Genomic DNA, 22,135 nt, shown 5'->3' with positions numbered 1-22,135 from the left:
GGGCGCTCAGCCCCCGGTCGGGTTCGCGCCCTGACCCGTGCCGGACCCGGTGCCCTTGGACGGCGCCGGGCCGCCCGTGCCCGTGCCGCCGCCGCCCGAGCCCGTGCCGGTGCCCGCGGCGGCGCCGTCCGTGCCGGTGCCCGGCTTTCCGTCCTTGGTGGTCGGCAGCTGGGAGCCGTAGTCCACGGTCTGGTCCTGCGTCGGCGGGTCCAGCGGGAAGGGCTTGCCCCACTCCGACAGCTCCACCCGGCCCGCGCCGCCCGCCCGCTCCATCAGCACCGGGTACGGGGTGCCGTCCAGGGACACCGAGACCTTGCCGCCCTTGCCGGCGTCCGCCGACACCGGTACCACCCGGGTCTGGCCGACCTTCGCGTACGCGCCCTTGGTGAGCTTGCCCTGGAGCCCGAGGAGCCCGTCGAGCAGGACCCGCATGTCGGTGAAACCGCGGAACTGCTTGTACGAGGGGTCGTTCTCGGGGACCTTCACGTACTTGTCGCCGAGCTTGCCCGCCGAGTCCGACGTCCCCCAGAAGGCCGCGCCCGCCTTCAGGTACAGCTCCTCCCCCACCCGCAGCAGCTGGAAGGTGGTGTCGTCCTGCGACTTCACCTCGCCGGAACCGCCGTCCGCCTTGAGCCGCATGTCGAGCGTGTAGGACTTGCCGCCCGTGACCAGGGTCCCCGACAGGTGGACCGAGGCGGCGCCGCCCGCGGCGGCCTTCGCCTGGGACTCGATCTTCTCGGCGCTGAGCTTGCCGACGCCGTTCGTGCCCTTGTCGGGGTCCTCCTTGGTCGCGCAGCCGGTGCCGGCGACGGCGAGGCCCGCGCACAGGGCGCCGATGGCCGTGGCCCGGCGCAGCCGTGCGGCGGGGGTGTGGGCGGTCACGGGCGGGGACCTCTCGTCGGTGGTCTGCGGGCAGCAGGCAGCGTACCCGGCGGCGCCACGGGCTCCACCGGGCCCCCGCGCCACCCTCACGCGCCCCCCGCCACCCCCGGGCGGACGGCCCCACCAGGACGCTTGCCCACCGCACGGGCTAGCCTGAGGCACGGCAGGACTGTTGATGGACGCTCTAGGAGGCGCTCGGATGGCTGCAGGCGCCCCGCGGATCTTCGTATCGCATCTGTCGGGTGTGCCCGTCTTCGATCCCAACGGCGACCAGGTCGGCCGGGTCCGCGACCTCGTCGCGATGCTGCGCGTCGGCGGGCGCCCGCCGCGGCTGCTGGGACTGGTCGTCGAGGTCGTCAGCCGGCGCCGGATCTTCCTGCCCATGACCCGGGTGACCGGGGTGGAGTCCGGACAGGTCATCACCACCGGCGTGGTCAACATGCGGCGCTTCGAACAGCGCCCCACCGAGCGACTGGTCCTCGGCGAACTCCTGGACCGCCGGGTCACGCTGGTCGCCACCGGCGAGGAGGTCACCGTCCTCGACGTGGCCATCCAGCAACTGCCGGCCCGCCGCGACTGGGAGATCGACCGGATCTTCGTCCGCAAGGGCAAGGGCGGCGCCCTGCGCCGCCGCGGCGAGACCCTGACCGTGGAGTGGTCGGCGGTCACCGGCTTCTCCCTGGAGGAGCACGGGCAGGGCGCCGAGAGCCTGGTCGCCACCTTCGAACAGATGCGCCCCGCCGACCTCGCGAACGTCCTGCACCACCTGACGCCCAAGCGGCGCGCGGAGGTCGCCAACGCCCTCGACGACGACCGGCTCGCGGACGTCCTGGAGGAGCTCCCCGAGGACGACCAGGTGGAGATCCTCGGCAAGCTGAAGGAGGAGCGCGCCGCGGACGTCCTGGAGGCGATGGACCCGGACGACGCGGCCGACCTGCTGTCCGAACTGCCCGAGGACGACAAGGAACGGCTGCTCACCCTGATGCGGCCCGACGACGCGGCCGACGTGCGCCGCCTGCTCTCCTACGAGGAGCGCACCGCGGGCGGCCTGATGACCACCGAACCGATCGTGCTGCGGCCCGACGCGACCGTCGCCGACGCGCTGGCCCGCGTACGCCAGTCGGACCTGTCGCCGGCGCTGGCCGCGCAGGTCTACGTGTGCCGGCCGCCGGACGAGACCCCGACGGGCAAGTACCTGGGCACGGTGCACTTCCAGCGGCTGCTGCGGGACCCCCCGTTCACCCTCGTCAGCTCGATCGTGGACACGGACCTGCCCCCGCTGCGCCCGGACGCCTCGCTGCCCGTGGTGACCAGCTACCTGGCCGCGTACAACATGGTCGCGGTGCCCGTCGTCGACGAGAGCGGCTCGCTGCTGGGCGCGGTCACCGTGGACGACGTACTGGACCACCTGCTGCCGGACGACTGGCGGGAGACGGACTTCCACTCCGAGGAGGCCGTACGTGGCCACTGAGCGGGGCCGTGGAGAGGCGGCGCGCGAGCGGCGCCGCGAGCGGCGCGAGCACGCCCGGGAGGGCCTGTCGGAGCGGCTGGAGGAGGCGGCGGACCGGCTGCGCGCCGACCGGCCGGAACGTTCCGCCGAACGGGCGCGGGCCGGCGGCGGCGCCGGGTCGAGCGCGCTGTCGCGCCCGCGCGTACGGCTGGACCTGCCGCGCGCCGGACGGCGCAGGCTGCTGCCGGAGTACGACCCCGAGGCCTTCGGCCGGCTGTCCGAGCGGGTCGCCCGCTTCCTGGGCACGGGCCGGTTCATCGTCTGGATGACCCTGGTCATCGTGGTGTGGGTGCTGTGGAACATCTTCGCCCCGGACCACCTGCGCTTCGACCAGTACCCCTTCATCTTCCTGACGCTGATGCTGTCCCTCCAGGCCTCCTACGCCGCCCCGCTGATCCTCCTCGCGCAGAACCGCCAGGACGACCGGGACCGCGTCACCCACGAGCAGGACCGCAAGCAGAACGAGCGCTCCATCGCGGACACCGAGTACCTGACGCGGGAGATCGCGGCCCTGCGGATGGGCCTGGGCGAGGTCGCCACCCGCGACTGGATCAGGTCGGAGTTCCAGGACCTGATCAAGGAGATGGACGAGCGTCGCCTATTCCCGTCGGAGAGTGACGAAGGCGACCGCTAGCGGGCTTTCCTCGGGCACGCTACCGAGCCGTACCATCGGGACATGGCTACCGACACAAGCTCCGCCGCCGTGCCCGAGCAGGACGCGATCCTGGACGCGCTGGCGACGGTGAACGACCCCGAGATCCACCGGCCGATCACCGAGCTCGGCATGGTCAAATCGGTGGAGATCGGCGAGGGCGGCGCCGTCGCCGTCACGGTCTACCTCACGGTGTCGGGCTGCCCCATGCGCGAGACCATCACCAAGAACGTCACCGAGGCCGTCGAGAAGGTCCCCGGCGTCACCGCGGTCGCCGTCAGCCTCGACGTGATGAGCGACGAGCAGCGCAAGGAGCTGGCGGCCACCCTGCGCGGCGGCACCGCCGAGCGCGAGGTGCCCTTCGCCAAGCCGGGCTCCCTGACCCGCGTCTACGCGGTGGCCTCCGGCAAGGGCGGCGTCGGCAAGTCCTCCGTGACGGTCAACCTGGCCGCGGCGATGGCGGCCGACGGGCTGAAGGTCGGCGTGGTCGACGCGGACATCTACGGCCACAGCGTGCCGCGCATGCTCGGCGTCGAGGGCCGTCCGACCCAGGTCGAGAACATGATCATGCCGCCGTCCGCGAACGGCGTGAAGGTCATCTCCATCGGCATGTTCACCCCGGGCAACGCCCCGGTGGTCTGGCGCGGCCCGATGCTGCACCGGGCGCTCCAGCAGTTCCTCGCGGACGTGTTCTGGGGCGACCTGGACGTGCTGCTGCTGGACCTGCCGCCGGGCACCGGCGACATCGCGATCTCCGTGGCGCAGCTCGTGCCGAACGCCGAGATCCTCGTCGTGACCACCCCGCAGCAGGCGGCGGCCGAGGTCGCCGAGCGGGCCGGGTCGATCGCCGTGCAGACCCACCAGAAGATCGTCGGCGTCGTCGAGAACATGTCGGGGCTGCCGTGCCCGCACTGCGACGAGATGGTCGACGTGTTCGGCTCGGGCGGCGGCCAGAAGGTCGCGGACGGGCTGACCAAGACCGTCGGCGCGTCCGTGCCGGTGCTCGGGACCATCCCGATCGACGTGCGCCTGCGCGAGGGCGGCGACGACGGCAAGCCGGTCGTGCTGTCCGACCCGGACTCCCCGGCGGGCGCCGCGCTGCGCGCGATCGCGGGCAAGCTGGGCGGCCGGGCCCGCGGCCTGTCGGGCATGTCGCTGGGGATCACCCCGCGCAACAAGTTCTAGTCGACGCACGCGCCCCCTCGGCGGGGCGCTCCGCGTGAAGGGCACCGTCGGTCGGCGGTGCCCTTTCCCGTTCCCGTACGGGGCCGCCGGCTACTCGTAGGTCGCGAGGTCCGTGATCGCGCAGAAGCCGAGGCCGTACGCGCTCATGCCGCGCCCGTACGCGCCCAGGTGGACGCCGCGGCCGGTGGTCCCGGCGAGCACCCAGCCGAACTCGGACTCGCGGTAGTGGAAGGGCGTCGGCTCCCCGTCCACGGGCAGCGACAGCGTCGACCAGTCGGGGCCGGTCAGGTCGTCGGCGAGTTCCCAGGCCGCCTCGGTCTGCTGGTCGAGCCAGTGGTCGCGCAGGCCGTGGTCCATCTGCTGCGGCCAGCTGTAGGAGAGCAGCCCGGAGCCGGCGAGCCAGGCGGCGGAGGAGACCGAGGTGGCCTCCAGGACGCCGGTGCCGTCGCCGCTGCGGCGGTTCGGGTTGCCGGCGACGGTGACCACCACCGCGAAGCGTTCCTTCTCGCCGGTGGCGATCTCGCCCCGGGCGGTGGGCTCGTCGCCGTGGCCGACGGAGCCGTGCTCGACGGAGCCGTCGGCGCCGGTGCCGACCTGCATGAGCCGGCGGGGACCGGTGAAGGCGCCGTCGAGGCCGTACCAGGGGAAGTCGGCCGCCAGGAACCGCTCGGCCGCCCGGCGGGCCGCCGGGACGGGCGCGGCGCCCTCCTGGGACGACCCCGGGGGCGTCGCCTGCGGGTTCTGCTCGGACTGCGGGGGTTCGGCGGCGGCCGGGTTGTCGGCGGGCTGTGCGCCCACCCGGCTACTGCTCGTCGTCTCCATCAGGGCGGCCTCTCGTTCCGTGGGTCCGGAACGGCCCTCCCCCTCGCCTCGCTGGGGGGACCCCCTCCCTCGGGCGTCCTCGGTCCGGACAACAGATGGAGGATAGCCATCCGACCGCGGATCGCCGGGCAGGCAGGGGATCAGGTGGCGTCGGCGTCGAAGGGGGTGCGGGACTCGGCGGCGGGGGTCGCGGGCTTCTTCAGCAGGTCGGGGCCGGTTCCGGCGGCGGGAGCGGCGGGCGTGGCGGCCGGTGCGGCGGCGGCCGGTGCGGCCGCCTCCTCCTTGCTGTTGACGGCGTCGGTGACGTCGTTCAGCTCCTTGCGGAGGTCGAAGCTCGTGCGGATCTCCTTGAGGTCCTCGTTCTCCGTGAGCTGCTTGCGGATGAAGGTCTTCGGGTTGAGGTCCTCGAACTCGAAGTCCTTGAACTCCGGGCCCAGTTCGGAGCGGATGTCCTGCTTGGCGCTGTCGGAGAACGACCTGATCTTGCGGATCACTCCGCTGACGTCCTGGATCACCTTCGGGAGCTTGTCCGGCCCGAAGATCAGGATGGCGAGCACCACGATCGTGACCAGCTCGAGTGCGCCTATGTCGTTGAACACCTTGCCGCTCCTCGGCTCTCTGCAGTCGGGCCCGGTCAACGGTACCCGGCCCTGCCCTCCGTCCCCTACGCCGGTGCTATCCCGGTTCGGGATTCACCCCGCCGTCACGTGCCATTCGTGTCGTGATCCCTCCGGTCACGATCCGTCGGCGGAACCGAGCACCACTTCCAGGGTGCGCTCGCGGCCCTCGCGGAGCACGGTCAGGGTGAGGCGGTCACCGGGGCGGTGGGCCCTGATCTTGATGATCAGCTCGTCGCCGCCGTGGACGCGGACCCCGTCGACCTTGGTGATCACGTCGTCGGGCCTGATCCCGGCGCGGGCGCCGGGGCCGTCCGCCACCACGGAGGGCTTGCCGTCCTCGCCCTTGGTGCCGACCCGGGCTCCGTCTCCCGTGTACTGCATGTCGAGGGTGACTCCGATCACCGGGTGGGTGGCGTGACCGGTGCGGATGAGCTCCTCGGCGACGCGCTTGCCCTGGTTGACCGGGATGGCGAAGCCGAGGCCGATGCTGCCGCTCTGGCGGCCGCCGTCGCCGTCCTCGCCCTTGTCCGCGCCGCGGATCGCGCTGTTGATGCCGATGACGTGGGCGCGGGAGTCGAGGAGGGGGCCGCCGGAGTTGCCCGGGTTGATGGGGGCGTCCGTCTGGAGGGCGTCGACGTAGCTGATGTCGCTGCCGTCGCCCTTGTCCCCGCCCGCGGTGATGGGGCGTCCGGTGGCGCTGATGATGCCGGCGGTGACGGTGTTGGAGAGGTCGAAGGGGGCGCCGATGGCCACCACCGGGTCGCCGACGCGGACGTTCTCGGAGTTGCCGAGCGCCAGGGGACGCAGGCCCCGCACGCCCGAGACCTTCACGACGGCCAGGTCGTAGCCGCTGTCGCGGCCGACGAGCTCGGCGACGGCGCTCTCGCCGGTGCTGAAGGTGACCGTTATGTCCTTGGCGTCGGCGACGACGTGGTTGTTGGTCAGGATGTGGCCCTGGTCGTCGAGGACGAATCCGGTGCCGGTGCCTCCGCCCGCGCCGCCGCGCACGTGCAGGGTGACCACGCCGGGCAGGGCGGTGGCGGCGATGCCGGCCACGCTGTCGGGGGACCGGTTCTTGCTCTCGGCGGCGGCCTGGGGCAGCTCCAGGCGGGTGTTGGCGGCGCGCTCGGTGAGGATGCCCAGGTAGCCGCCGACCCCGCCCGCGAGGAGGCCCACGAGGACGACGAGGGCCACCGCCCGGCCGACGGGGGCGCGGCGGCGCCGGCCGGTGTCTGCCTGCTGGAGCGGGCCCGCGGCCCAGGGGTCGTAGCGGGGGACGGACGCCGGCGCGGCGCCTTCCGGCGCGAAGGTGTCGGGGTCGGTACGGACCGACGCGCCGTCTGCGGCGGAGGCCTCGGCGGGCGACTCGGTGGCGACCCCGGCAGAGGCTCCGGGGCCGGTCGCGGCGGGCGACTCGACAGGGGCTTCGGGGCCGGTGGCGGCAGGCGGCTCGGCGGGGGCCTCGGGGCCGGTCGTGTCCGCGGAGGGGATCCGGTCCGGGCCCGCCCCGTCGGCCGGGGCGTCGGGCGCGGGAGCGGCGGGCGGCGCGTCCGCCGGGGGCCGCGGTCGACTCCACCACGACGGAGCCGGATCGGTCTGCTGACTGTCGGACATGGACGCTCCCCGCGGGCCTGCCTGTCGCGCCGCACGCGGCGCACCTGCCGCCGATTCAACCAGGTACCGGGCCCCCGGGGTGCCAGGGGCCCGTCACCCGCGGGGCCCGCGGGCGCCCGGCGGGCCCGGTCGCCCGCGCCGGGCCCCGGGCGCTCAGCGCGACAGCGACACGGGCCGCGCGGTCGTCGGCGCGGTGGAGGCGGAGGCCGAGACGGCGGCGGTGGGGAACTGTCCGGCGGGCCCCAGGGTGGGCAGCACCCCCGGACTGGGCAGCCGGTCGCGGACGACCGCGTCGGTCAACGGGAGCGAGGGTCCGGGGCGGGCCGCGGGGGCGTCACCGCGGGCGTTCGGCTCGATGGCCTCCAGCGGGAGGGAACCGCCGAGCGCGATCGCCGCCAGGGACACGGCTCCCGCCGCGACGAAGGCGAAGCGGCGCCGGGGGCGGCCCACCTCGTGGATGCGGAACCCCTCGCGCGCGCCGGGCGACACGGCCGGCGGGACGTATCCGAACGTCGTCGGCAGCTCGGTCGTGGGCGGCCCGGTCGGGCCCTCGGGACCACCGGCCGGCAGCCCCTGGAGCCGGGCGAGCAGCCCGGCGGACAGCGGCGGCGGCGCGCTCTCCACGAACATGCTCTTGAGCCGGCGCTGCGCGTCGGCCTCGGCCTTGCACCTGGCGCAGGTCGCCAGGTGGGCCAGTACCCGCTCGCGGGCATCGTGTTCGAGCTCCCCGTCCACCAGCGCCGCGAGCCGGTCGCCCAGGTGTTGTTCGGCGGGGGACGGACTGACGCCGCTCACTCGGCTCCGCCCTCTCCCCCGGCGCCCGGAGCGCCCACCGCCACCCCTGCGAGGGCGCGCTGCTCGGCGCGGGCTTCGGGGGACCGGTGCTTGAGCGCCTTGCGCAGGTGCGACCGGCCCCGGTGGATGCGGCTGCGGACGGTGCCGAGCTTCACGCCGAGGGTGGCGGCGATCTCCTCGTAGGACAGGCCCTCGATGTCGCAGAGCACCACGGCGGCGCGGAACTCGGGCGCGAGGGTGTCCAGCGCCTGCTGCACGTCCGCGTCGAAGTGGGTGTCGTGGAGGACCTGCTGGGGGGACGGCTCACGGCTCGGGAGCCGCTCGGCGGCGTCGTCGGCGAGGGCGTCGAAGCGGATGCGCTGCTTGCGGCGCACCATGTCCAGGAAGAGGTTGGTCGTGATGCGGTGGAGCCAACCCTCGAAGGTGCCCGGCGTGTAGGTCGACAGCGAGCGGAAGACGCGGACGAAGACCTCCTGGGTCAGGTCCTCGGCGTCGTGCTGATTGCCCGTCAGGCGGTAGGCGAGACGGTAGACGCGCGCGCTGTGCGTGCTGACGATCTCCTCCCACGTGGGAGGGGTCCACGCCTGCGGGCCCGCCTCGGCGGTGAAGGTCGCGGTGGTCGCGGCGGTGGCGGTGTGGAAGCGGTCAGCAATGTCGGTCACGGATTTCGGCTCACCCGCCGACCAGAAGAGGCGTCTGAACACGCCCCCACGATCCACAGGCGCAGCCGCACCTCCCCTATCGGCTCTGGTGGTGTCCAGTGGAGCCCCTACCATAACCACCCCTCCCGTCAGCTCTGGATAAGCCTTTTTGCATTAACTTTGCACGGGCCTCGGGTCCCGGGCCGTCGATCTGCCCGGTGCCGTCCCCTCTATCCCGCCTCCACCCCTCCCAACGCCCGGTCCCATCTGCGGGTTCCCGACGTCAGCGGATACAGTCACCGTTGCGCCAACTATGGGGACAGGAGAGGGTCATTAGCGGCAACCGGCAGACGAGCTTGGCGTTCGCCGACGCGTTTGTCGCCGAGGACGACGCTCTGCGATGGGCCCGCGACCGGTCCAGGGAAGCGGGCCTGCGGTCCGTGTCCCCCGGCACCGGGGCCGCGCTGCGTCTGCTCGCCGCCACGGCGGACGCGAAGGCGGTCGCCGAGATCGGCACCGGCACCGGGGTCTCCGGCATCCACCTGCTGCACGGGATGCGCCCCGACGGCGTGCTCACCACGGTGGATCCCGAGGCCGACCGGCAGGCCTTCGCCCGGCAGGCGTTCCGCGCGGCGGGCTTCGCGGGCAACCGGGCCCGCTTCATCCCCGGCCGTGCCCTGGACGTGCTGCCGCGGCTAGCCGACGGCGGATACGACCTGGTCTTCTGCGACGGGGACCCGGCCGAGTCCCTCGACTACCTCGCCGAATCGTTGCGGCTGCTGCGCCCGGGCGGGCTGGTGTGCTTCGAGGGGGTCTTCTCCGACGGTCGCACCGTCGACTCCGCGGCCCAGCCGGTGGAGGTGATCCGGGTCCGCGAGCTGCTGCGCAGCGTCCGCGAGAGCCCCGCCCTGGAGGCGGCCCTGCTCCCGGTCGGCGACGGCCTGCTCTGCGCGGTCCGCCGGTAGGGCCTGTCGTCCGGACGACCGGTCCCGCGCGACCCGATCCGGGGCGGGACGGGTCGGACCGGGCCCGGACGCAACACCGCCCCGGGCGCCAGGGGCGACCGGGGCGGTGCAGAGTTGCCTGGGTGCCGGCGCTTCAGCCGACGACCTTCTTCAGGGCGTCACCCAGGGCGTCCGCCTCGTCCGGAGTCAGCTCGACGACAAGCCGACCGCCGCCCTCGAGCGGTACGCGCATGACGATGCCCCGCCCCTCCTTGGTGACCTCGAGCGGGCCGTCGCCCGTCCGCGGCTTCATGGCCGCCATGCTCGTTCCCCTTCCTGAAACCAGCTCATCGTCAGCCGACGGCCCCGTTCAGGCGCCTAGTACCCGGCATCGAACACATTGCTTCCCGGCCATTATCCCGCATGTCAGGACCCGATGACCAACATCGGATGGGAACGCTTGCGCAACGCGCTCGACCAAAACCACTCATTTCGGGGACCGGCCTGCGATACTTCGCCGCCGCCCCCTGAAGACTCCGTCCGTTCCGTTTGACGCACATCACATGCCCGGCCGTCGCCCCGTCCGCCATGCTGACCCTTGGACCGGCCGGTACCGGCCGGTAGCCAAGCCCGCGACGAAGGGGGACCCCCGCCATGGCCGACAGCGTGCTCTACGAAGTGACCGACGGACTCGCCACCATCACGATCAACCGGCCCGACGCGATGAACGCCATGAACACCGAGGCCAAGGTCGCGCTCCGCGACGCGGTCGCGGCCGCGGCGGCCGACGCGGCGGTTCGGGCGGTCCTGCTCACCGCCTCCGGCAACCGGGCCTTCTGCGTGGGCCAGGACCTCAAGGAGCACATCGGCAACCTCGCGGCGGACCGCGAGAACGGCTCCACCCTGACCATGCGCACCGTCGCCGAGCACTACAACCCGATCGTCCGGGCCCTCACCGAGATGCCCAAGCCCGTGGTGGCGGGCGTGAACGGGGTCGCGGCCGGCGCCGGCTTCGGCTTCGCGCTGGCGGCGGACTTCCGGGTCGTCGCCGACACGGCGTCCTTCAACACCTCCTTCGCCGGCGTGGCGCTGACGGCCGACTCCGGGGTGTCCTGGACCCTCCCCCGCCTGATCGGCGCCTCCCGCGCCTCGGACCTGCTGCTCTTCCCGCGCTCGGTCAAGGCGCAGGAGGCGTACGAGCTGGGCATCGTGAACCGCCTGGTGCCCTCGGAGTCGCTGCGCGCGGAGGCCGAGAAGGTGGCCCGCGCCCTCGCCGCCGGTCCGACGGTGGCCTACGCCGCGATCAAGGAGTCCCTGGCCTACGGGACCTCGCACCCGCTCTCCGAGGCCCTGGAGCGCGAGGACGTCCTCCAGGCCCGCGCCGGCGCCTCCGAGGACCACGCCATCGCGGTCCAGGCCTTCCTGGAGAAGCGGCCGCCGGTCTACCTGGGTCGCTGACCCGGGGCGGGCGAGGGCCCGTAGACGGCCTGCGCCTCGCGGGCGACGCAGCCCGCGAGGTGGTCGTTGACCAGGCCGCACGCCTGCATCAGGGCGTAGGCGGTGGTCGGTCCCACGAAGCGGATGCCGGCCTTCTTCAGGGCCTTGGCCAGGGCCGTGGACTCGTCGGTGACGGCCGGTACGTCGGCCAGGCGCTTCGGGGCCCGGCCCCGTCGGCGCGGGGCGTGGGACCAGATCAGCGCGTCCAGCTCCCCCGGCTTCCACCCGGCCAGCACCCGCGCGTTGGCGAGGGTGGCCTCGATCTTGGCCCGGTTGCGGATGATCCCCTCGTCCGCGAGGAGCCGTTCGACGTCCGCCTCGCCGAACTCCGCCACGGCCGCGATCTCGAACCCGGCGAAGGCGCTGCGGAAGCCCTCGCGGCGGCGCAGGATCGTCAGCCAGGACAGCCCGGACTGGAAGGCCTCCAGGCACAGCCGCTCGTACAGCGCGTCGTCGCCGTGGACCGGGCGGCCCCACTCCGTGTCGTGGTAGGCGACGTAGTCCTCGGTGGCCAGGCCCCACGCGCAGCGCGGCTCGCCGTCCGGTCCGGGGAGCAGGCCGAGGTCGCTCATCGCCCGTCCTTCCCGAGGTCGACGCGGGGCGCCTCGTCCGGCTGCCGGTCGGCGGCCGGCGCCGGGGTCGTGCTCCCGGCGGCGGCCGGGGTCACGAGGGCGGACAGTTCGGCGATGCGGGCGTCGCGCTCGGCGAGCTCCGCGGCGAGCCGGTCGAGCACGTCGTCCACCTCCGCCATCCGGTAGCCGCGCGGCGCGACCGGCAGGCGCAGGGCGTCGATGTCGGCCCGTTCGACGGGGCGGGTCTCCGGGAGGGCGTCGACGACCCGGTCCGGCTCCGCCTCGGGCAGAACGGCCTCGGACCCGCCGCCGACCACCGCGAGGGTGACCGCGGCCACGACCACGACCAGCGCGATCAGCAAGAACCAGAACACGATCAACTCCCCTGAGAGACTCCGGCCACCAGGTTAAGGTCGCAGACGAGGCGCGAGGGTCGCCGAAGGAGGAAAGAGCGGGATGCTGCGACTGGGCAGGCGCGAGTTCGACACCCACGAGCCGGTGATCATGGCCATCGTGAACCGGACTCCTGACTCCTTCTACGACCAGGGCGCGACCTTCCGCGACGAGCCCGCGTTGGAGCGGGTCGAGCGGGCGGTGGCCGAGGGCGCCGCCATCATCGACATCGGCGGGGTCAAGGCCGGGCCGGGCGAGCACGTGGACGCGGCCGAGGAGGCCCGGCGCACGGTCGGCTTCGTGGCGGAGGTGCGCCGCCGGCACCCGGACGTGGTGATCAGCGTGGACACCTGGCGCCACGAGGTCGGCGAGGCCGTGTGCGAGGCCGGGGCCGACCTCCTGAACGACGCGTGGGGCGGTGTGGACCCGAAGCTCGCCGAGGTCGCTGCCCGTCACCGCGTCGGGCTGGTGTGCACCCACGCGGGCGGGGTCGAACCGCGGACGCGGCCGCACCGCACGACGTACGAGGACGTCATGGAGGACATCCTGCGCGTCACGGTCGGGCTGGCCGAGCGGGCGGCGGCCCTCGGCGTGCCGCGGGAGTCGATCATGATCGACCCGGGGCACGACTTCGGGAAGAACACCCGCCACTCCCTGGAGGCCACCCGGCGGCTCGCGGAGATGGCGGACACCGGCTGGCCGGTGCTGGTGTCGCTGTCCAACAAGGACTTCGTCGGGGAGACCCTCGACAAGCCGGTCAAGGAGCGCCTGCTGGGCACCCTGGCGACCACGGCCGTCTCGGCCTGGCTGGGCGCGCGGGTCTACCGCGTCCACGAGGTCGCCGAGACCCGGCAGGTGCTGGACATGGTGGCGTCCATCCGGGGGCACCGCCCGCCGGCGGTCGCCCGCCGGGGTCTGGCCTGACCGTCCCGCCACCGCCCGACCCGCCGGGGCGGCGCCCCGGCGGGTCGGGCGCCCGCTACTTGCCGGCTTCCTTCGTGACCAGGGCGATCGCCTCGTCCACGTCGTCGGTGACGTGGAAGAGGTAGAGGTCCTTCTCCGAGGCCTTGCCCTGGGCGATCACCGTGTCGCGCAGCCAGTCGATCAGCCCGCGCCAGTACTCCGTGCCGAACAGCACGATCGGGAAGCGGGTGATCTTCTGCGTCTGCACCAGCGTCAGCGCCTCGAACATCTCGTCCAGCGTGCCGAGCCCACCGGGCAGGACGACGAAGCCCTGGCTGTACTTCACGAACATCGTCTTGCGGACGAAGAAGTACCGGAAGTTCAGCCCGAGGTCGACGTGCTGGTTGAGGCCCTGCTCGAAGGGCAGCTCGATGCCCAGCCCGACGGAGATCCCGTTCGCCTCGCGCGCGCCCTTGTTGGCGGCCTCCATCGCGCCCGGGCCGCCGCCGGTGATGACGGCGAAGCCGGCGTCGACGAGCGCGCGCCCGATCCGTACGCCCGCCTCGTACTCCGGCGAGTCCACCGGGGTGCGGGCCGAACCGAACACGCTGATCGCCGGCGGCAGCTCCGCCAGCGTGCCGAAGCCCTCGATGAACTCCGACTGGATGCGCAGGACCCTCCAGGGATCGGTGTGCACCCACTCGGAGGGCCCGGCCGAATCCAGCAGCCGCTGGTCCGTCGTGCTGCCCGCCTGCACCTGGCCCCGCCTGCGCAACACCGGCCCGAGCTGCTGCTCCTCGGGCCGACGACGAGCGGTGCCTTCGGGGTTGCCCATGATGTGCTCCCTCCTGCTGATCGTTGGATCAGGGTAGGCGCACGAAGGTGACGACAAGCGGAATTCAGGAGGTCAGCCAGGCGCGGAGTCGTTCCTCGCAGTGGAGGATCGCCTTCGTGTCGACCCGCTCGTCGACCTTGTGCGCCAGCAGGGCGTCGCCCGGGCCGTAGTTGACCGCCGGTACGCCGAGGGCGCTGAAGCGGGCGACGTCCGTCCAGCCGAACTTGGGCATGGCGCGACCGCCGACCGCCTCCATGAAGGCCGCCGCGGCCGGGTGGGCCAGGCCCGGCAGGGCCCCGCCGGAGAAGTCGTCGATGACGAACTCGTCGACGCCGCAGCCCTCGAAGACCTCCTCCACGTGGGCGATGGCCTCCTCCACGCTGCGGTCGGGGGCGTAGCGGAAGTTGACCGTCACCGTGCACGCGTCGGGGATGACGTTGTTGGCGACGCCGCCCTCGATGCGGACGGCGTTGAGGCCCTCGTGGTACTCCAGGCCGTCGATGACGGGCTTGCGCGGTTCGTAGGCGGCCAGCCGCTCCAGGATCGGGCTCGCCGCGTGGATGGCGTTGGAGCCCATCCAGCTGCGGGCGGAGTGCGCGCGCTCGCCGCGGGTGCGCAGCAGGACGCGCAGGGTGCCCTGGCAGCCGCCCTCGACCTCGGCGTTGGAGGGCTCCAGCAGGACGGCGAAGTCGCCGGCCAGCCAGTCGGGGTGGGCTTCGGCGACCTTGCCGAGGCCGTTGAGGTCGGCGGCCACCTCCTCCTGGTCGTAGAAGACGAAGGTGAGGTCGCGGTTGGGCTCGGGGACGGTCGCGGCGATCCTCAGCTGTACGGCGACCCCGGACTTCATGTCCGTGGTGCCGCAGCCCCACAGGACGCCGTTCTCGTCCAGGCGGGAGGGGACGTTGTCGGCGATGGGCACGGTGTCGAGGTGCCCGGCGAGGACGACGCGCTCGGCGCGGCCGAGGGCCGTGCGGGCCACGACGTTGTTGCCGTGGCGGTCGACCGTGAGGTGCGGCAGGGCGCGCAGGGCGTCCTCCACGAGGTCGGCGAGGACCTTCTCGTCGCCGCTCACGGAAGGGATGTCGACGAGCCGGGCGGTCAGCTCGGCAGCGTCCAGGGTGAGGTCCAGCTCGGATTCGGACATGGAGCTGACCCTAACGCCCCGGGATGGGCGGGAACCGGGTGCGTCCGGCCCATGGACGCGTCATATGACTGAAGTACGGTGGGCCGCGTGTCCGAGACCGATCGCTCCCGTCCTCGCCGTCGCCGACCCCTGCGCAGGGTCGCGGGCGGTCTGCTCGTGTTGTGTGCCGTGATCGGCTACTGCGTCGCCCAGCGCGATTCCAGCGGGGGCGGCGCCCCGTACTGCACGGCCTCTGCCCCGGGGACGGCCGTCGGGTCGTCGGACGGGGACGCGGTGCGGACGTACGAGATGACCCCGGAGCAGGCGGCGAACGCGGCGACGATAGCGGCCGTCGGGATCTCCAAGGGGCTGCCGGACCGGGCGGTGACGATCGCGTTGGCCACGGCCATGCAGGAGTCGGCGCTGCGCAACCTGGACCACGGCGACCGGGATTCGCTGGGCCTGTTCCAGCAGCGGCCCTCGCAGGGCTGGGGCACCCCGGCGCAGATCCAGGACCCCGTGTACTCGGCGGGGATCTTCTACGACCGGCTCGTCGAGGTGAAGGGGTACACGCGCCTGCCGCTGACCGTGGCGGCGCAGCGCGTGCAGTTGAGCGGTTTCCCGCAGGCCTACGCGAAGCACGAGCCGGACGCGACGGTGCTGACGGCCGCCTTCGGCGAGGGTGCCACGGGCGCCACCCTGTCCTGCTCCGGACCGGCTCCGAAGCCGGGTGACCCGGAGAAGGTCCGGGCCGCGCTGGCCCGGGACTTCGGCAAGGAGGCGACGGTGGCGGCGGTGGCGGCGGGGCAGTCGGGAGCGCAGGCGGGCGCACGGGCCGGAGCGGGTTCGGACGCGCGGGCCGGCGGCGCGGGCGACGTCCTGGTGGTGCGGCCGAAGGCGGACGGCGGGCCGGGGCGCGAGCGCCGGGCCCGGGCGGTGGCGCACTGGGCGGTGGCCCGGTCCTCGCAGCTCGGGATCTCCGGGGTGGCGTACGACCGCGCGGACTGGACGGCCGGCAAGGACCGGGGCCGGTGGAAGCAGCGCGAGGCGAAGGCGGACGTCCCGGGTGCGGCGCCCGGCGAGGTGCGGATCTCCGTGGGCCGCTGAACGCGCCCCCTCGGAGTGCCGCTCCGTCACCGGTCGCGCGTACGAGTGCTCACCCGTCCGGGGGGTGCCGCGGGATCGCGGCGGGGCCGTGACGGGCGACAGACGCCCTGGTGGGCGCGTGTCCGGTGCGTTTGTCGCGGAAGCCGATTAAACGATGCGTTACCGATCCTTTACCCGGGGGGTCCGCAACTCCACCCACCCCGGGAGCGGTTGTACACGGCGTACTCAGCCGCTACCGCTTAGGAGCATCATGTCCCTCCCCCTGACCCGTCGGATCGCCCGTGCCGCGCTGCTCGTCGCAGCCGGGACCGCGCCCGTGGTCGGTGCGGCCGGCGCCGCGGGCGCCGCGGAGCTGCCGCAGTTGGGCACGCTCACCGCCCCGGACGCCTCCGACGCGGCCGCCGCACCCACCGCCGCCGCGACCGACGTCGCGGGCACCGCCACGCAGGCCCTGCCGGCCGCCGCTCCCGCCGCCGAGGTGGCGGGCGGCGCGGGACAGCTGCTGGGCGGTCTGCCGGTCTCGCAGCTCCCGGTCTCCGAGCTGCCGGTGTCGCAGCTCCCGGTGGGCTCCCTGCCGCTGGGCGGCTGATCCGCCGTCCCCGCGGAAGCCGAAGGGGGCCGGGAGTGCGAACTCCCGGCCCCCTTCGGGCCGTTCCGGTCCGGCCGGACCGGCCGCAGGAACTAGCCCAGGCGCTTGACCGCGGCGGCGACCCGTTCGTCGGTGGCGGTGAAGGCCACGCGGACGAAGGAGGCGCCGGCTTCCCCGTAGAAGTCGCCCGGTGCGACGAGGATGCCGAGGGACGCGAGGTGGGCGACGGTGTCCCAGCAGGGCTCGTCGCGGGTGACCCACAGGTAGAGGCTGGCCTCGCTGTGCTCGACGCGGAAGCCGTGGGCCTCCAGGGCCGTGCGCAGCGCGTCGCGGCGGGCGGCGTAGCGGGCGCGCTGTTCGTGGACGTGCTCGTCGTCGCCGAGGGCGGCGACGACGGCGGCCTGGACGGGGGCGGGGGTCATCATGCCGCCGTGCTTGCGGATCTCCAGGAGTTCGCCGAGGACGTCGGCGTCGCCCGCGATGAAGGCGGCGCGGTATCCGGCCAGGTTGGAGCGCTTGGAGAGCGAGTGGACGGCGACGATGCCCTCGTAGGAGCCGCCGCAGACGTCGTCGTGGAGGACGGAGACCGGTTCGGCCTCCCAGCCCAGTTCGAGGTAGCACTCGTCGCTGAACAGCAGGATGCCGTGCTCGCGCGCCCAGGCCACGACACGGATCAGTTCCTCCTTGGGGAGGACCTTCCCGGTGGGGTTGGACGGGGAGTTGAGCCACAACAGCCGGACGCCGGTCGGGTCGAGCCCGGTCGGGTCGTCGTAGACGACGGGCTCGGCGCCGCACAGCCGGGCGCCGACCTCGTACGTCGGGTAGGCCAGGCGCGGGTAGGCCACCTTGTCGCCGGCGCCGAGGCCGAGCTGGGTGGGCAGCCAGGCGACCAGTTCCTTGGAGCCGACGACGGGCAGGACGTTGCGGTGGCCGGCGGCGCTCGCGCCGAGGCGGTCGCGCAGCCAGCCGGTGATCGCGTCGCGCAGCGCGGGCGTGCCCCATACCGTCGGGTAGCCCGGGGAGTCCGCCGCGTCGGTCAGGGCCCGCCGGACGAGGGCGGGCACCGGGTCCACGGGCGTGCCGACGGAGAGGTCGACGATGCCGTCCGCGTGGGCCGCCGCCGTGGCCTTGTACGGCTCCAGCTTGTCCCAGGGGAAGGCGGGAAGACGGTCGGAAACTGCGGCCACGGTTGTCTGCTCTCTGTGCGCTGGGTGGGTGAAACGGCTCGGTCCCGCGCGGCGTGAGTGCCGTACGGGACCGAGGGACGCGTCAGCCGGGGACGGTCAGTGCCCGGCGTTGATGTCGGCGGGCTGGCCGGCGACGAAGGGGTGGTCGCGCTCGATCAGGCCGAGCTTGGAGGCACCACCGGGCGAACCGAGCTCGTCGAAGAACTCGACGTTCGCCTTGTAGTACTCCTTCCACTCCTCCGGGGTGTCATCTTCGTAGAAGATGGCCTCGACCGGGCAGACCGGCTCACAGGCGCCGCAGTCGACGCACTCGTCCGGGTGGATGTACAAGGACCGCTGGCCCTCGTAGATGCAGTCGACGGGGCACTCTTCGATGCATGCCTTGTCCTTGACGTCGACACAAGGCTCCGCGATGACGTAGGTCACGCTCTCGTTCCTCCTCGGTAGGGCTGTCCATTCGCGCGGGAGCGCGGCGTCGTCGATGCCCGCACCTAGTATCTCCGTTCCCGGGCACGATCCGAACAGGAGGGGCGGGCAGAGCTGTGGAAATCACTGCCGGAGGGCTGCTGGAGATCCGTATCACCCCGGCTGACGTGGGTAAACGAGTCTCTGTACGACGGGTGGAGGGCGGGCGGAGCGATGCCCCGGCCTTCCTCGACACGGTCGGGGTGCTCACATCCTGGACCGGGGGTGTGCTGACGATCACACGCAAGGACGGCGTGTCCGTCCACATCTCGGAATCCTCGCTGGTCGCGGGCAAGACGGTGCCGCCGGCGCCGGCCCGGCGGCGGGGTCCGGCCGCCTCCTTCGAGGAGCTGACGAGGGTCGGCGCGCGGGCCTGGACACCGCTGGAGAGCGAGTCGCTGGGCGGTTGGACGCTACGGGCGGCCGGTGGGTTCACCCGGCGGGCGAATTCCGTGCTACCGCTCGGGGACCCCGGGATACCCCTGGACGAAGCACTCGCGCGAGTGACCGCCTGGTACGCGGAGCGTGGGCTTCCGGCGTACGCGCAGGCGGCGACGGGCGCGCTCGGCACGCAGGAGGTGCTCTGCGCGGAGCTGGAGGCGCGCGGCTGGGTCAACGAGGTCTCGGCGGAGGTCCGCGTCGGGGCGCTCGCGCCGGTCGGGGACGTGGACGCGGACGTGTCGGCCGTACGGCTGACACGCGAGCCGGACGAGGACTGGTTGGGCCGCTACGGGCGGGTACGGGACCCCGGGCTCGCCCGGCGCGTGCTCGTGGAGGGGCCGTCGGTGTGGTTCGCCTCGCTGGACTCGGGTCGGGCGATCGGGCGGTGCGTGGTGGACGGCCGTTGGGCGGGGTTCGCCGCGGTGACGGTGGACCCGGAGCACCGGCGGCGGGGGCTCGCGACGGCGGTCATGACGGCGCTGGCCCGGCGGGCGCTGGAGGAGGGCGCCTCGGCGGCCTGGCTCCAGGTGGAGGCGGACAACCCCGGGGCGCGGACGCTGTACGACGGCATGGGCTTCGTGACGCACCACTCCTACCACCACTTCCGGGCGGCCCCGTGAGCGCCGGGTCGCGGGAGCTGTTCGCGGCGGAGGCCCGCTCGGAGCGGCCGGACCTGGCGCTGCTGTGCCTGCTGCTGGCGGCGGAGGCGGATCCGCAGCTCGACGACGAGCGGGGCAGGGACTGGGCGCAGATCGAGCTGGACCGGCTCGCCGGGATGCTGCCGTACGGGCTGCGGGGCGCGCGGGCGTGGGCCTCGGCGGTGACGGAGCTGTTGGGGGGCCGGATGGGCTTCCACGGCACCCCGGGGGACTACGAGCGGCTGTCGTCCTCGCTGCTGCACGAGGTGCTGCGGCGTCGGCGGGGGCTGCCGATCCTGCTGTCGGTGGTGTGGATGGAGGTGGCCCGGCGGGCGGGGGCGCCGGTGTACGGCCTGGGTCTGCCGGGACACTTCGTGGTCGGCTTCGGGGATCCGGAGGAGGGCGTCGTCGCGGATCCGTTCGCGGGCGGGGCCTCGCTCGGGGCGGGCCCGGCGGAGCTGGCGCGGGGGCCGAGGACGCCGGCGCGGACCCTGGACATCGTGCTGCGGATCCTGCGGAACATCCGGGCCTGGGCGGCGTCGCGGCCGGAGCAGTCGGGGGTGGCGCTGTGGGCGCTGGACCTGGCGCTGCTGCTGCCGTCGCATCCGGCGGCGCTGCGCTGCGAGCGGGCGCGACTGCTGGTGGAGCGGGGCGCGTTCCGCGAGGGCGCGCGCGAGTTGGAGTCGTACGCGGAGGTCATGGACGCGGTGGACAAGGACGAGGCCGCCCGCATCCGCGCCGAGGCCGTCTCGGCCCGGGCCCTGCTGAACTGACCCCCGCTCCCCCGGCGCCCCGCCGGGCGCCGGGCTGCGGGGCGGGCACGCTGGACCGTCGGTGCGCCGGGGCGGGCACGCCCCGGCGTCGGTGCGTCGAGCCGCCGGTGCGCCGGGCGGCGGGTGCCCCGGGGGCGGTGCGCCGGGCTGCGGGGCGGGTCAGAGCCAGCCCTTGTCGCGGGCCACGCGCACCGCTTCGGCGCGGTTGCGGGCGGCCAGCTTCTGGATCGCCGTGGACAGGTAGTTGCGCACCGTGCCCTGGGAGAGGTGCAGGCGGGCCGCCAGTTCGGCGTTGGTCGCGCCGGACTCCGCCTCCCGCAGGACCTCCCGCTCGCGCTCGGTCAGCGGGTTCGCGCCATCGGCGAGGGCGGCGGCGGCCAGCGTGGGGTCGATGACGCGCTCGCCCGCCAGCACCTTGCGCACGGCGGCGGCCAGTTGGGCGGCCGGGGCGTCCTTGACGAGGAACGCCGAGGCGCCGGCCTCCATCGCCCCGCGCAGGTATCCGGGGCGGCCGAAGGTGGTCAGGATGACGATCTTGAGGGCGGGGAGGGCGGCGCGCAGGGCGGCGGCGGCCTCGATGCCCGTCATGCCCGGCATCTCGATGTCCAGGAGCGCGACGTTCACGTCGTGGGTCCGGGCGGCCGGTACGACCTCGTCCCCCCGGGCGACCTGGGCCAGTACCTCGATGTCGGGCTCCAGCCCGAGCAGGGCGGCCAGGGCCTCGCGGACCATCGACTGGTCCTCGGCCAGCAGGATGCGGATGGGCGCGGGTTCGGTCATGAGGGGGATCCTAGGGGGTGTCCGGCCAGGGGTACGCGGGCCAGCAGGCGGAAGCCGGACCTCGCGACGGGGCCCGCCCACAGGGTGCCGCCGACCGCCTCCAGACGTTCCGTCAGGCCGGTGAGGCCGTTGCCGGGGGCGCTCGCCGCGCCGGGAGCGCCGTCGTCGGTGACCGACAGTTCCAGGACGGCCCCGGCGAGGGTCTGGGCGGTCCGCAGGGTCACCGTGCAGCGCCGGGCGCCGCTGTGCCGGACGACGTTCGTGACGGCCTCGCGCAGCGCCCAGGCCAGCGCGGTCTCCGCCTCCTGCGGCAGGTCCTCGGGGGCGTCGACCGGCAGGTCGGCCGCCACGCCGGCGGCGGTCAGGGCGGTGCGGGCGCCGGCGAGTTCGCCGGGCAGGGTGGGTCTGCGGTAGCCGCTCACGGCCTCCCGTACGTCGGCCAGGGCCTGCCGTCCGACCTGCTCGATGTCCGCGACCTGTTGGGCCGCCCGGTCGGGGTGGTCGGGCAGCATGCGGCCCGCCAGCTCGCTCTTGAGCGTGATGAGCGAGAGCGAGTGGCCCAGCAGGTCGTGCAGGTCGCGGGCCATCCGCAGGCGTTCCTCGTTCGCGGCGAGCTGGGCGACGGTGGCCCGGGCCTCCCGCAGTTCGACGGTGGTCCGGATCATGGCGCGGACCCCGATCATGGCGAAGCCGCCCATCAGGGCCGGGATGAGCAGCCCGAGGAGGTAGGCGGTGCCGTCGGGTACCGCGTTGGCGACGACGGCCAGCAGGGCCGTGGTGCCGGGGACCGTCCAGCGGGCGATCGGGCCGGGCAGCGCGGCTCCGGAGGCGATGGCGACGTAGACGAACAGCACGAGCCATTCGCGGCCCAGGGTCAGGGACAGGAGCGTGGCCTGCGCGGCGAGCACGCCCAGGGAGAGCAGGACGCGCGAGGTCTCCCTCTCCGGTCCCGTGCGCAGGACCAGGACCAGGTACCAGGCGACGAAGGCGGCGAGGCCGAGGGCGCCCAGCACCCGGGCGCCGGTGCCGTGGCCGCCGCCGATCAGATCGGCGACGGGGGCGCCGAGGTAGAACAGCCAGATGCCGGTCCACACGACGCGCGCCGTCCGGTGGCGGGCGTCGTCCGCCGCGCGGGCGGGCCGGTCCGCGCCCCCGGCCAGTTTCCTC

At 73.8% G+C, this 22,135-nt stretch carries 24 protein-coding genes and 1 pseudogene; 10 read left to right on the top strand and 15 right to left on the bottom strand.

What is annotated here, in order from left to right:
- Positions 1-6: 6 nt before the first annotated feature.
- The gene (locus AB0D01_RS02555) at positions 7-882 is read right to left on the bottom strand and encodes a hypothetical protein (RefSeq protein ID WP_363053139.1); all 876 of its coding nucleotides are present in this window, start codon (positions 880-882) and stop codon (positions 7-9) included.
- Positions 883-1,081: 199 nt separating this feature from the next.
- Here AB0D01_RS02555 and AB0D01_RS02550 point away from each other — a divergent pair, with 199 nt between their 5' ends.
- From AB0D01_RS02550 to AB0D01_RS02540, 3 genes are all read left to right on the top strand, one after another.
- Positions 1,082-2,353, top strand: a complete 1,272-nt coding sequence (locus tag AB0D01_RS02550; RefSeq protein ID WP_363053138.1) for a CBS domain-containing protein — start codon at positions 1,082-1,084, stop codon at positions 2,351-2,353.
- Positions 2,354-2,519: 166 nt separating this feature from the next.
- On the top strand, positions 2,520-3,026 hold the full coding sequence (locus AB0D01_RS02545) for a DUF1003 domain-containing protein (RefSeq protein ID WP_363053417.1): 507 nt from the start codon (positions 2,520-2,522) through the stop codon (positions 3,024-3,026).
- Positions 3,027-3,068: 42 nt separating this feature from the next.
- A complete protein-coding gene (locus tag AB0D01_RS02540) occupies positions 3,069-4,229 on the top strand; it encodes an Mrp/NBP35 family ATP-binding protein (RefSeq protein ID WP_363053137.1) in 1,161 nt (386 codons plus the stop codon).
- A 90-nt stretch (positions 4,230-4,319) separates the two neighbouring features.
- On the opposite strand, the gene AB0D01_RS02535 is transcribed toward AB0D01_RS02540, so the two are convergent.
- The 5 genes and pseudogenes from AB0D01_RS02535 to sigE form a co-directional block, all read right to left on the bottom strand.
- Positions 4,320-5,051, bottom strand: coding sequence for a hypothetical protein (locus tag AB0D01_RS02535; protein ID WP_363053136.1), 732 nt, complete (start codon positions 5,049-5,051; stop codon positions 4,320-4,322).
- A gap of 140 nt (positions 5,052-5,191) precedes the next feature.
- Positions 5,192-5,650: a sec-independent translocase gene (locus tag AB0D01_RS02530; RefSeq protein ID WP_363053135.1), complete on the bottom strand. Its 459-nt coding sequence runs from the start codon at positions 5,648-5,650 to the stop codon at positions 5,192-5,194.
- A 135-nt stretch (positions 5,651-5,785) separates the two neighbouring features.
- Complete coding sequence (locus tag AB0D01_RS02525; protein ID WP_363053134.1) at positions 5,786-7,285, bottom strand: trypsin-like peptidase domain-containing protein; 1,500 nt, start codon at positions 7,283-7,285, stop codon at positions 5,786-5,788.
- Positions 7,286-7,660: 375 nt separating this feature from the next.
- A pseudogene (locus AB0D01_RS02520) lies at positions 7,661-8,080 on the bottom strand (zf-HC2 domain-containing protein); the annotation flags it as partial.
- Entirely contained in the window at positions 8,077-8,856 is a 780-nt protein-coding gene (gene sigE, locus AB0D01_RS02515; RefSeq protein WP_363053133.1) for an RNA polymerase sigma factor SigE, read from the bottom strand. The gene sigE and the pseudogene AB0D01_RS02520, both read right to left, overlap by 4 nt.
- Before the next feature lie 167 nt (positions 8,857-9,023).
- On the opposite strand from sigE, the gene AB0D01_RS02510 reads away from it, so the two are divergent.
- Positions 9,024-9,686 carry a class I SAM-dependent methyltransferase gene (locus AB0D01_RS02510; RefSeq protein WP_363053132.1) on the top strand — a complete coding sequence of 221 codons (663 nt, stop codon included), beginning with the start codon at positions 9,024-9,026 and terminating at the stop codon, positions 9,684-9,686.
- Positions 9,687-9,819: 133 nt separating this feature from the next.
- Here the strand turns inward: AB0D01_RS02510 and AB0D01_RS02505 are convergent, their stop codons facing one another.
- Entirely contained in the window at positions 9,820-9,987 is a 168-nt protein-coding gene (locus AB0D01_RS02505; RefSeq protein ID WP_003966491.1) for a DUF3117 domain-containing protein, read from the bottom strand.
- Between the two features lie 332 nt (positions 9,988-10,319).
- Between AB0D01_RS02505 and AB0D01_RS02500 the strand changes: the two genes are divergently transcribed.
- Positions 10,320-11,123, top strand: coding sequence for an enoyl-CoA hydratase-related protein (locus AB0D01_RS02500; protein WP_363053131.1), 804 nt, complete (start codon positions 10,320-10,322; stop codon positions 11,121-11,123).
- Here the strand turns inward: AB0D01_RS02500 and AB0D01_RS02495 are convergent.
- Together AB0D01_RS02495 and AB0D01_RS02490 are read right to left on the bottom strand one after the other, a co-directional pair.
- Entirely contained in the window at positions 11,108-11,734 is a 627-nt protein-coding gene (locus AB0D01_RS02495) for a DNA-3-methyladenine glycosylase I (RefSeq protein ID WP_363053130.1), read from the bottom strand. The two genes, AB0D01_RS02500 and AB0D01_RS02495, sit on opposite strands and share 16 nt — an antisense overlap.
- On the bottom strand, positions 11,731-12,114 hold the full coding sequence (locus AB0D01_RS02490) for a DivIVA domain-containing protein (protein ID WP_363053129.1): 384 nt from the start codon (positions 12,112-12,114) through the stop codon (positions 11,731-11,733). Before AB0D01_RS02490 ends, AB0D01_RS02495 begins: the two co-directional genes overlap by 4 nt.
- 76 nt (positions 12,115-12,190) lie before the next feature.
- Between AB0D01_RS02490 and folP the strand changes: the two genes are divergently transcribed.
- Positions 12,191-13,051, top strand: a complete 861-nt coding sequence (gene folP / locus AB0D01_RS02485) for a dihydropteroate synthase (protein ID WP_363053128.1) — start codon at positions 12,191-12,193, stop codon at positions 13,049-13,051.
- Positions 13,052-13,106: 55 nt separating this feature from the next.
- Here folP and AB0D01_RS02480 read toward each other — a convergent pair whose 3' ends face one another.
- On the bottom strand, positions 13,107-13,865 hold the full coding sequence (locus tag AB0D01_RS02480; protein WP_363053127.1) for a TIGR00730 family Rossman fold protein: 759 nt from the start codon (positions 13,863-13,865) through the stop codon (positions 13,107-13,109).
- A gap of 64 nt (positions 13,866-13,929) precedes the next feature.
- Positions 13,930-15,009 carry a succinyl-diaminopimelate desuccinylase gene (gene dapE, locus AB0D01_RS02475; RefSeq protein WP_363053126.1) on the bottom strand — a complete coding sequence of 360 codons (1,080 nt, stop codon included), beginning with the start codon at positions 15,007-15,009 and terminating at the stop codon, positions 13,930-13,932.
- Between the two features lie 87 nt (positions 15,010-15,096).
- Between dapE and AB0D01_RS02470 the strand changes: the two genes are divergently transcribed.
- Both AB0D01_RS02470 and AB0D01_RS02465 read left to right on the top strand, forming a co-directional pair.
- The gene (locus AB0D01_RS02470) at positions 15,097-16,095 is read left to right on the top strand and encodes a hypothetical protein (protein ID WP_363053125.1); all 999 of its coding nucleotides are present in this window, start codon (positions 15,097-15,099) and stop codon (positions 16,093-16,095) included.
- A 250-nt stretch (positions 16,096-16,345) separates the two neighbouring features.
- On the top strand, positions 16,346-16,684 hold the full coding sequence (locus AB0D01_RS02465; RefSeq protein ID WP_363053124.1) for an ATP-binding protein: 339 nt from the start codon (positions 16,346-16,348) through the stop codon (positions 16,682-16,684).
- 92 nt (positions 16,685-16,776) lie between these two features.
- On the opposite strand, the gene dapC is transcribed toward AB0D01_RS02465, so the two are convergent.
- Positions 16,777-17,871, bottom strand: a complete 1,095-nt coding sequence (dapC, locus tag AB0D01_RS02460) for a succinyldiaminopimelate transaminase (protein ID WP_363053123.1) — start codon at positions 17,869-17,871, stop codon at positions 16,777-16,779.
- A gap of 96 nt (positions 17,872-17,967) precedes the next feature.
- A complete protein-coding gene (gene fdxA / locus AB0D01_RS02455) occupies positions 17,968-18,297 on the bottom strand; it encodes a ferredoxin (RefSeq protein ID WP_249767649.1) in 330 nt (109 codons plus the stop codon).
- 116 nt (positions 18,298-18,413) lie between these two features.
- Between fdxA and AB0D01_RS02450 the strand changes: the two genes are divergently transcribed.
- Both AB0D01_RS02450 and AB0D01_RS02445 read left to right on the top strand, forming a co-directional pair.
- Positions 18,414-19,397, top strand: coding sequence for a GNAT family N-acetyltransferase (locus AB0D01_RS02450; RefSeq protein ID WP_363053122.1), 984 nt, complete (start codon positions 18,414-18,416; stop codon positions 19,395-19,397).
- A complete protein-coding gene (locus tag AB0D01_RS02445; RefSeq protein ID WP_363053121.1) occupies positions 19,394-20,188 on the top strand; it encodes a transglutaminase-like domain-containing protein in 795 nt (264 codons plus the stop codon). The genes AB0D01_RS02450 and AB0D01_RS02445 overlap by 4 nt, the downstream gene beginning before the upstream one ends.
- Positions 20,189-20,347: 159 nt before the next feature.
- Here AB0D01_RS02445 and AB0D01_RS02440 read toward each other — a convergent pair whose 3' ends face one another.
- Positions 20,348-20,968, bottom strand: a complete 621-nt coding sequence (locus tag AB0D01_RS02440) for a response regulator transcription factor (RefSeq protein ID WP_363053120.1) — start codon at positions 20,966-20,968, stop codon at positions 20,348-20,350.
- Positions 20,965-22,128, bottom strand: coding sequence for a sensor histidine kinase (locus AB0D01_RS02435; RefSeq protein ID WP_363053416.1), 1,164 nt, complete (start codon positions 22,126-22,128; stop codon positions 20,965-20,967). The genes AB0D01_RS02440 and AB0D01_RS02435 overlap by 4 nt, the downstream gene beginning before the upstream one ends.
- Between the last annotated feature and the right edge of the window lie 7 nt (positions 22,129-22,135).

This window comes from Streptomyces sp. NPDC048606, from assembly GCF_040650855.1.
GTDB lineage: Bacteria > Actinomycetota > Actinomycetes > Streptomycetales > Streptomycetaceae > Streptomyces.
The sequence above is the reverse complement of the archived record's forward strand: the minus strand, read 5'-3'. Positions and strand labels throughout refer to the sequence as shown.

Coding starts and splice junctions, on each gene's coding strand:
- AB0D01_RS02525 (WP_363053134.1), bottom strand. CDS start 7,285: ATGTCCGACAGTCAGCAGACCGATCCGGCTCCGTCGTGGTGGAGTCGA.
- folP (WP_363053128.1), top strand. CDS start 12,191: ATGCTGCGACTGGGCAGGCGCGAGTTCGACACCCACGAGCCGGTGATC.
- AB0D01_RS02480 (WP_363053127.1), bottom strand. CDS start 13,865: ATGGGCAACCCCGAAGGCACCGCTCGTCGTCGGCCCGAGGAGCAGCAG.
- dapE (WP_363053126.1), bottom strand. CDS start 15,009: ATGTCCGAATCCGAGCTGGACCTCACCCTGGACGCTGCCGAGCTGACC.
- AB0D01_RS02550 (WP_363053138.1), top strand. CDS start 1,082: ATGGCTGCAGGCGCCCCGCGGATCTTCGTATCGCATCTGTCGGGTGTG.
- AB0D01_RS02505 (WP_003966491.1), bottom strand. CDS start 9,987: ATGGCGGCCATGAAGCCGCGGACGGGCGACGGCCCGCTCGAGGTCACC.
- AB0D01_RS02495 (WP_363053130.1), bottom strand. CDS start 11,734: ATGAGCGACCTCGGCCTGCTCCCCGGACCGGACGGCGAGCCGCGCTGC.
- sigE (WP_363053133.1), bottom strand. CDS start 8,856: ATGGTAGGGGCTCCACTGGACACCACCAGAGCCGATAGGGGAGGTGCG.
- AB0D01_RS02465 (WP_363053124.1), top strand. CDS start 16,346: ATGTCCCTCCCCCTGACCCGTCGGATCGCCCGTGCCGCGCTGCTCGTC.
- AB0D01_RS02500 (WP_363053131.1), top strand. CDS start 10,320: ATGGCCGACAGCGTGCTCTACGAAGTGACCGACGGACTCGCCACCATC.
- AB0D01_RS02440 (WP_363053120.1), bottom strand. CDS start 20,968: ATGACCGAACCCGCGCCCATCCGCATCCTGCTGGCCGAGGACCAGTCG.
- AB0D01_RS02540 (WP_363053137.1), top strand. CDS start 3,069: ATGGCTACCGACACAAGCTCCGCCGCCGTGCCCGAGCAGGACGCGATC.
- AB0D01_RS02535 (WP_363053136.1), bottom strand. CDS start 5,051: ATGGAGACGACGAGCAGTAGCCGGGTGGGCGCACAGCCCGCCGACAAC.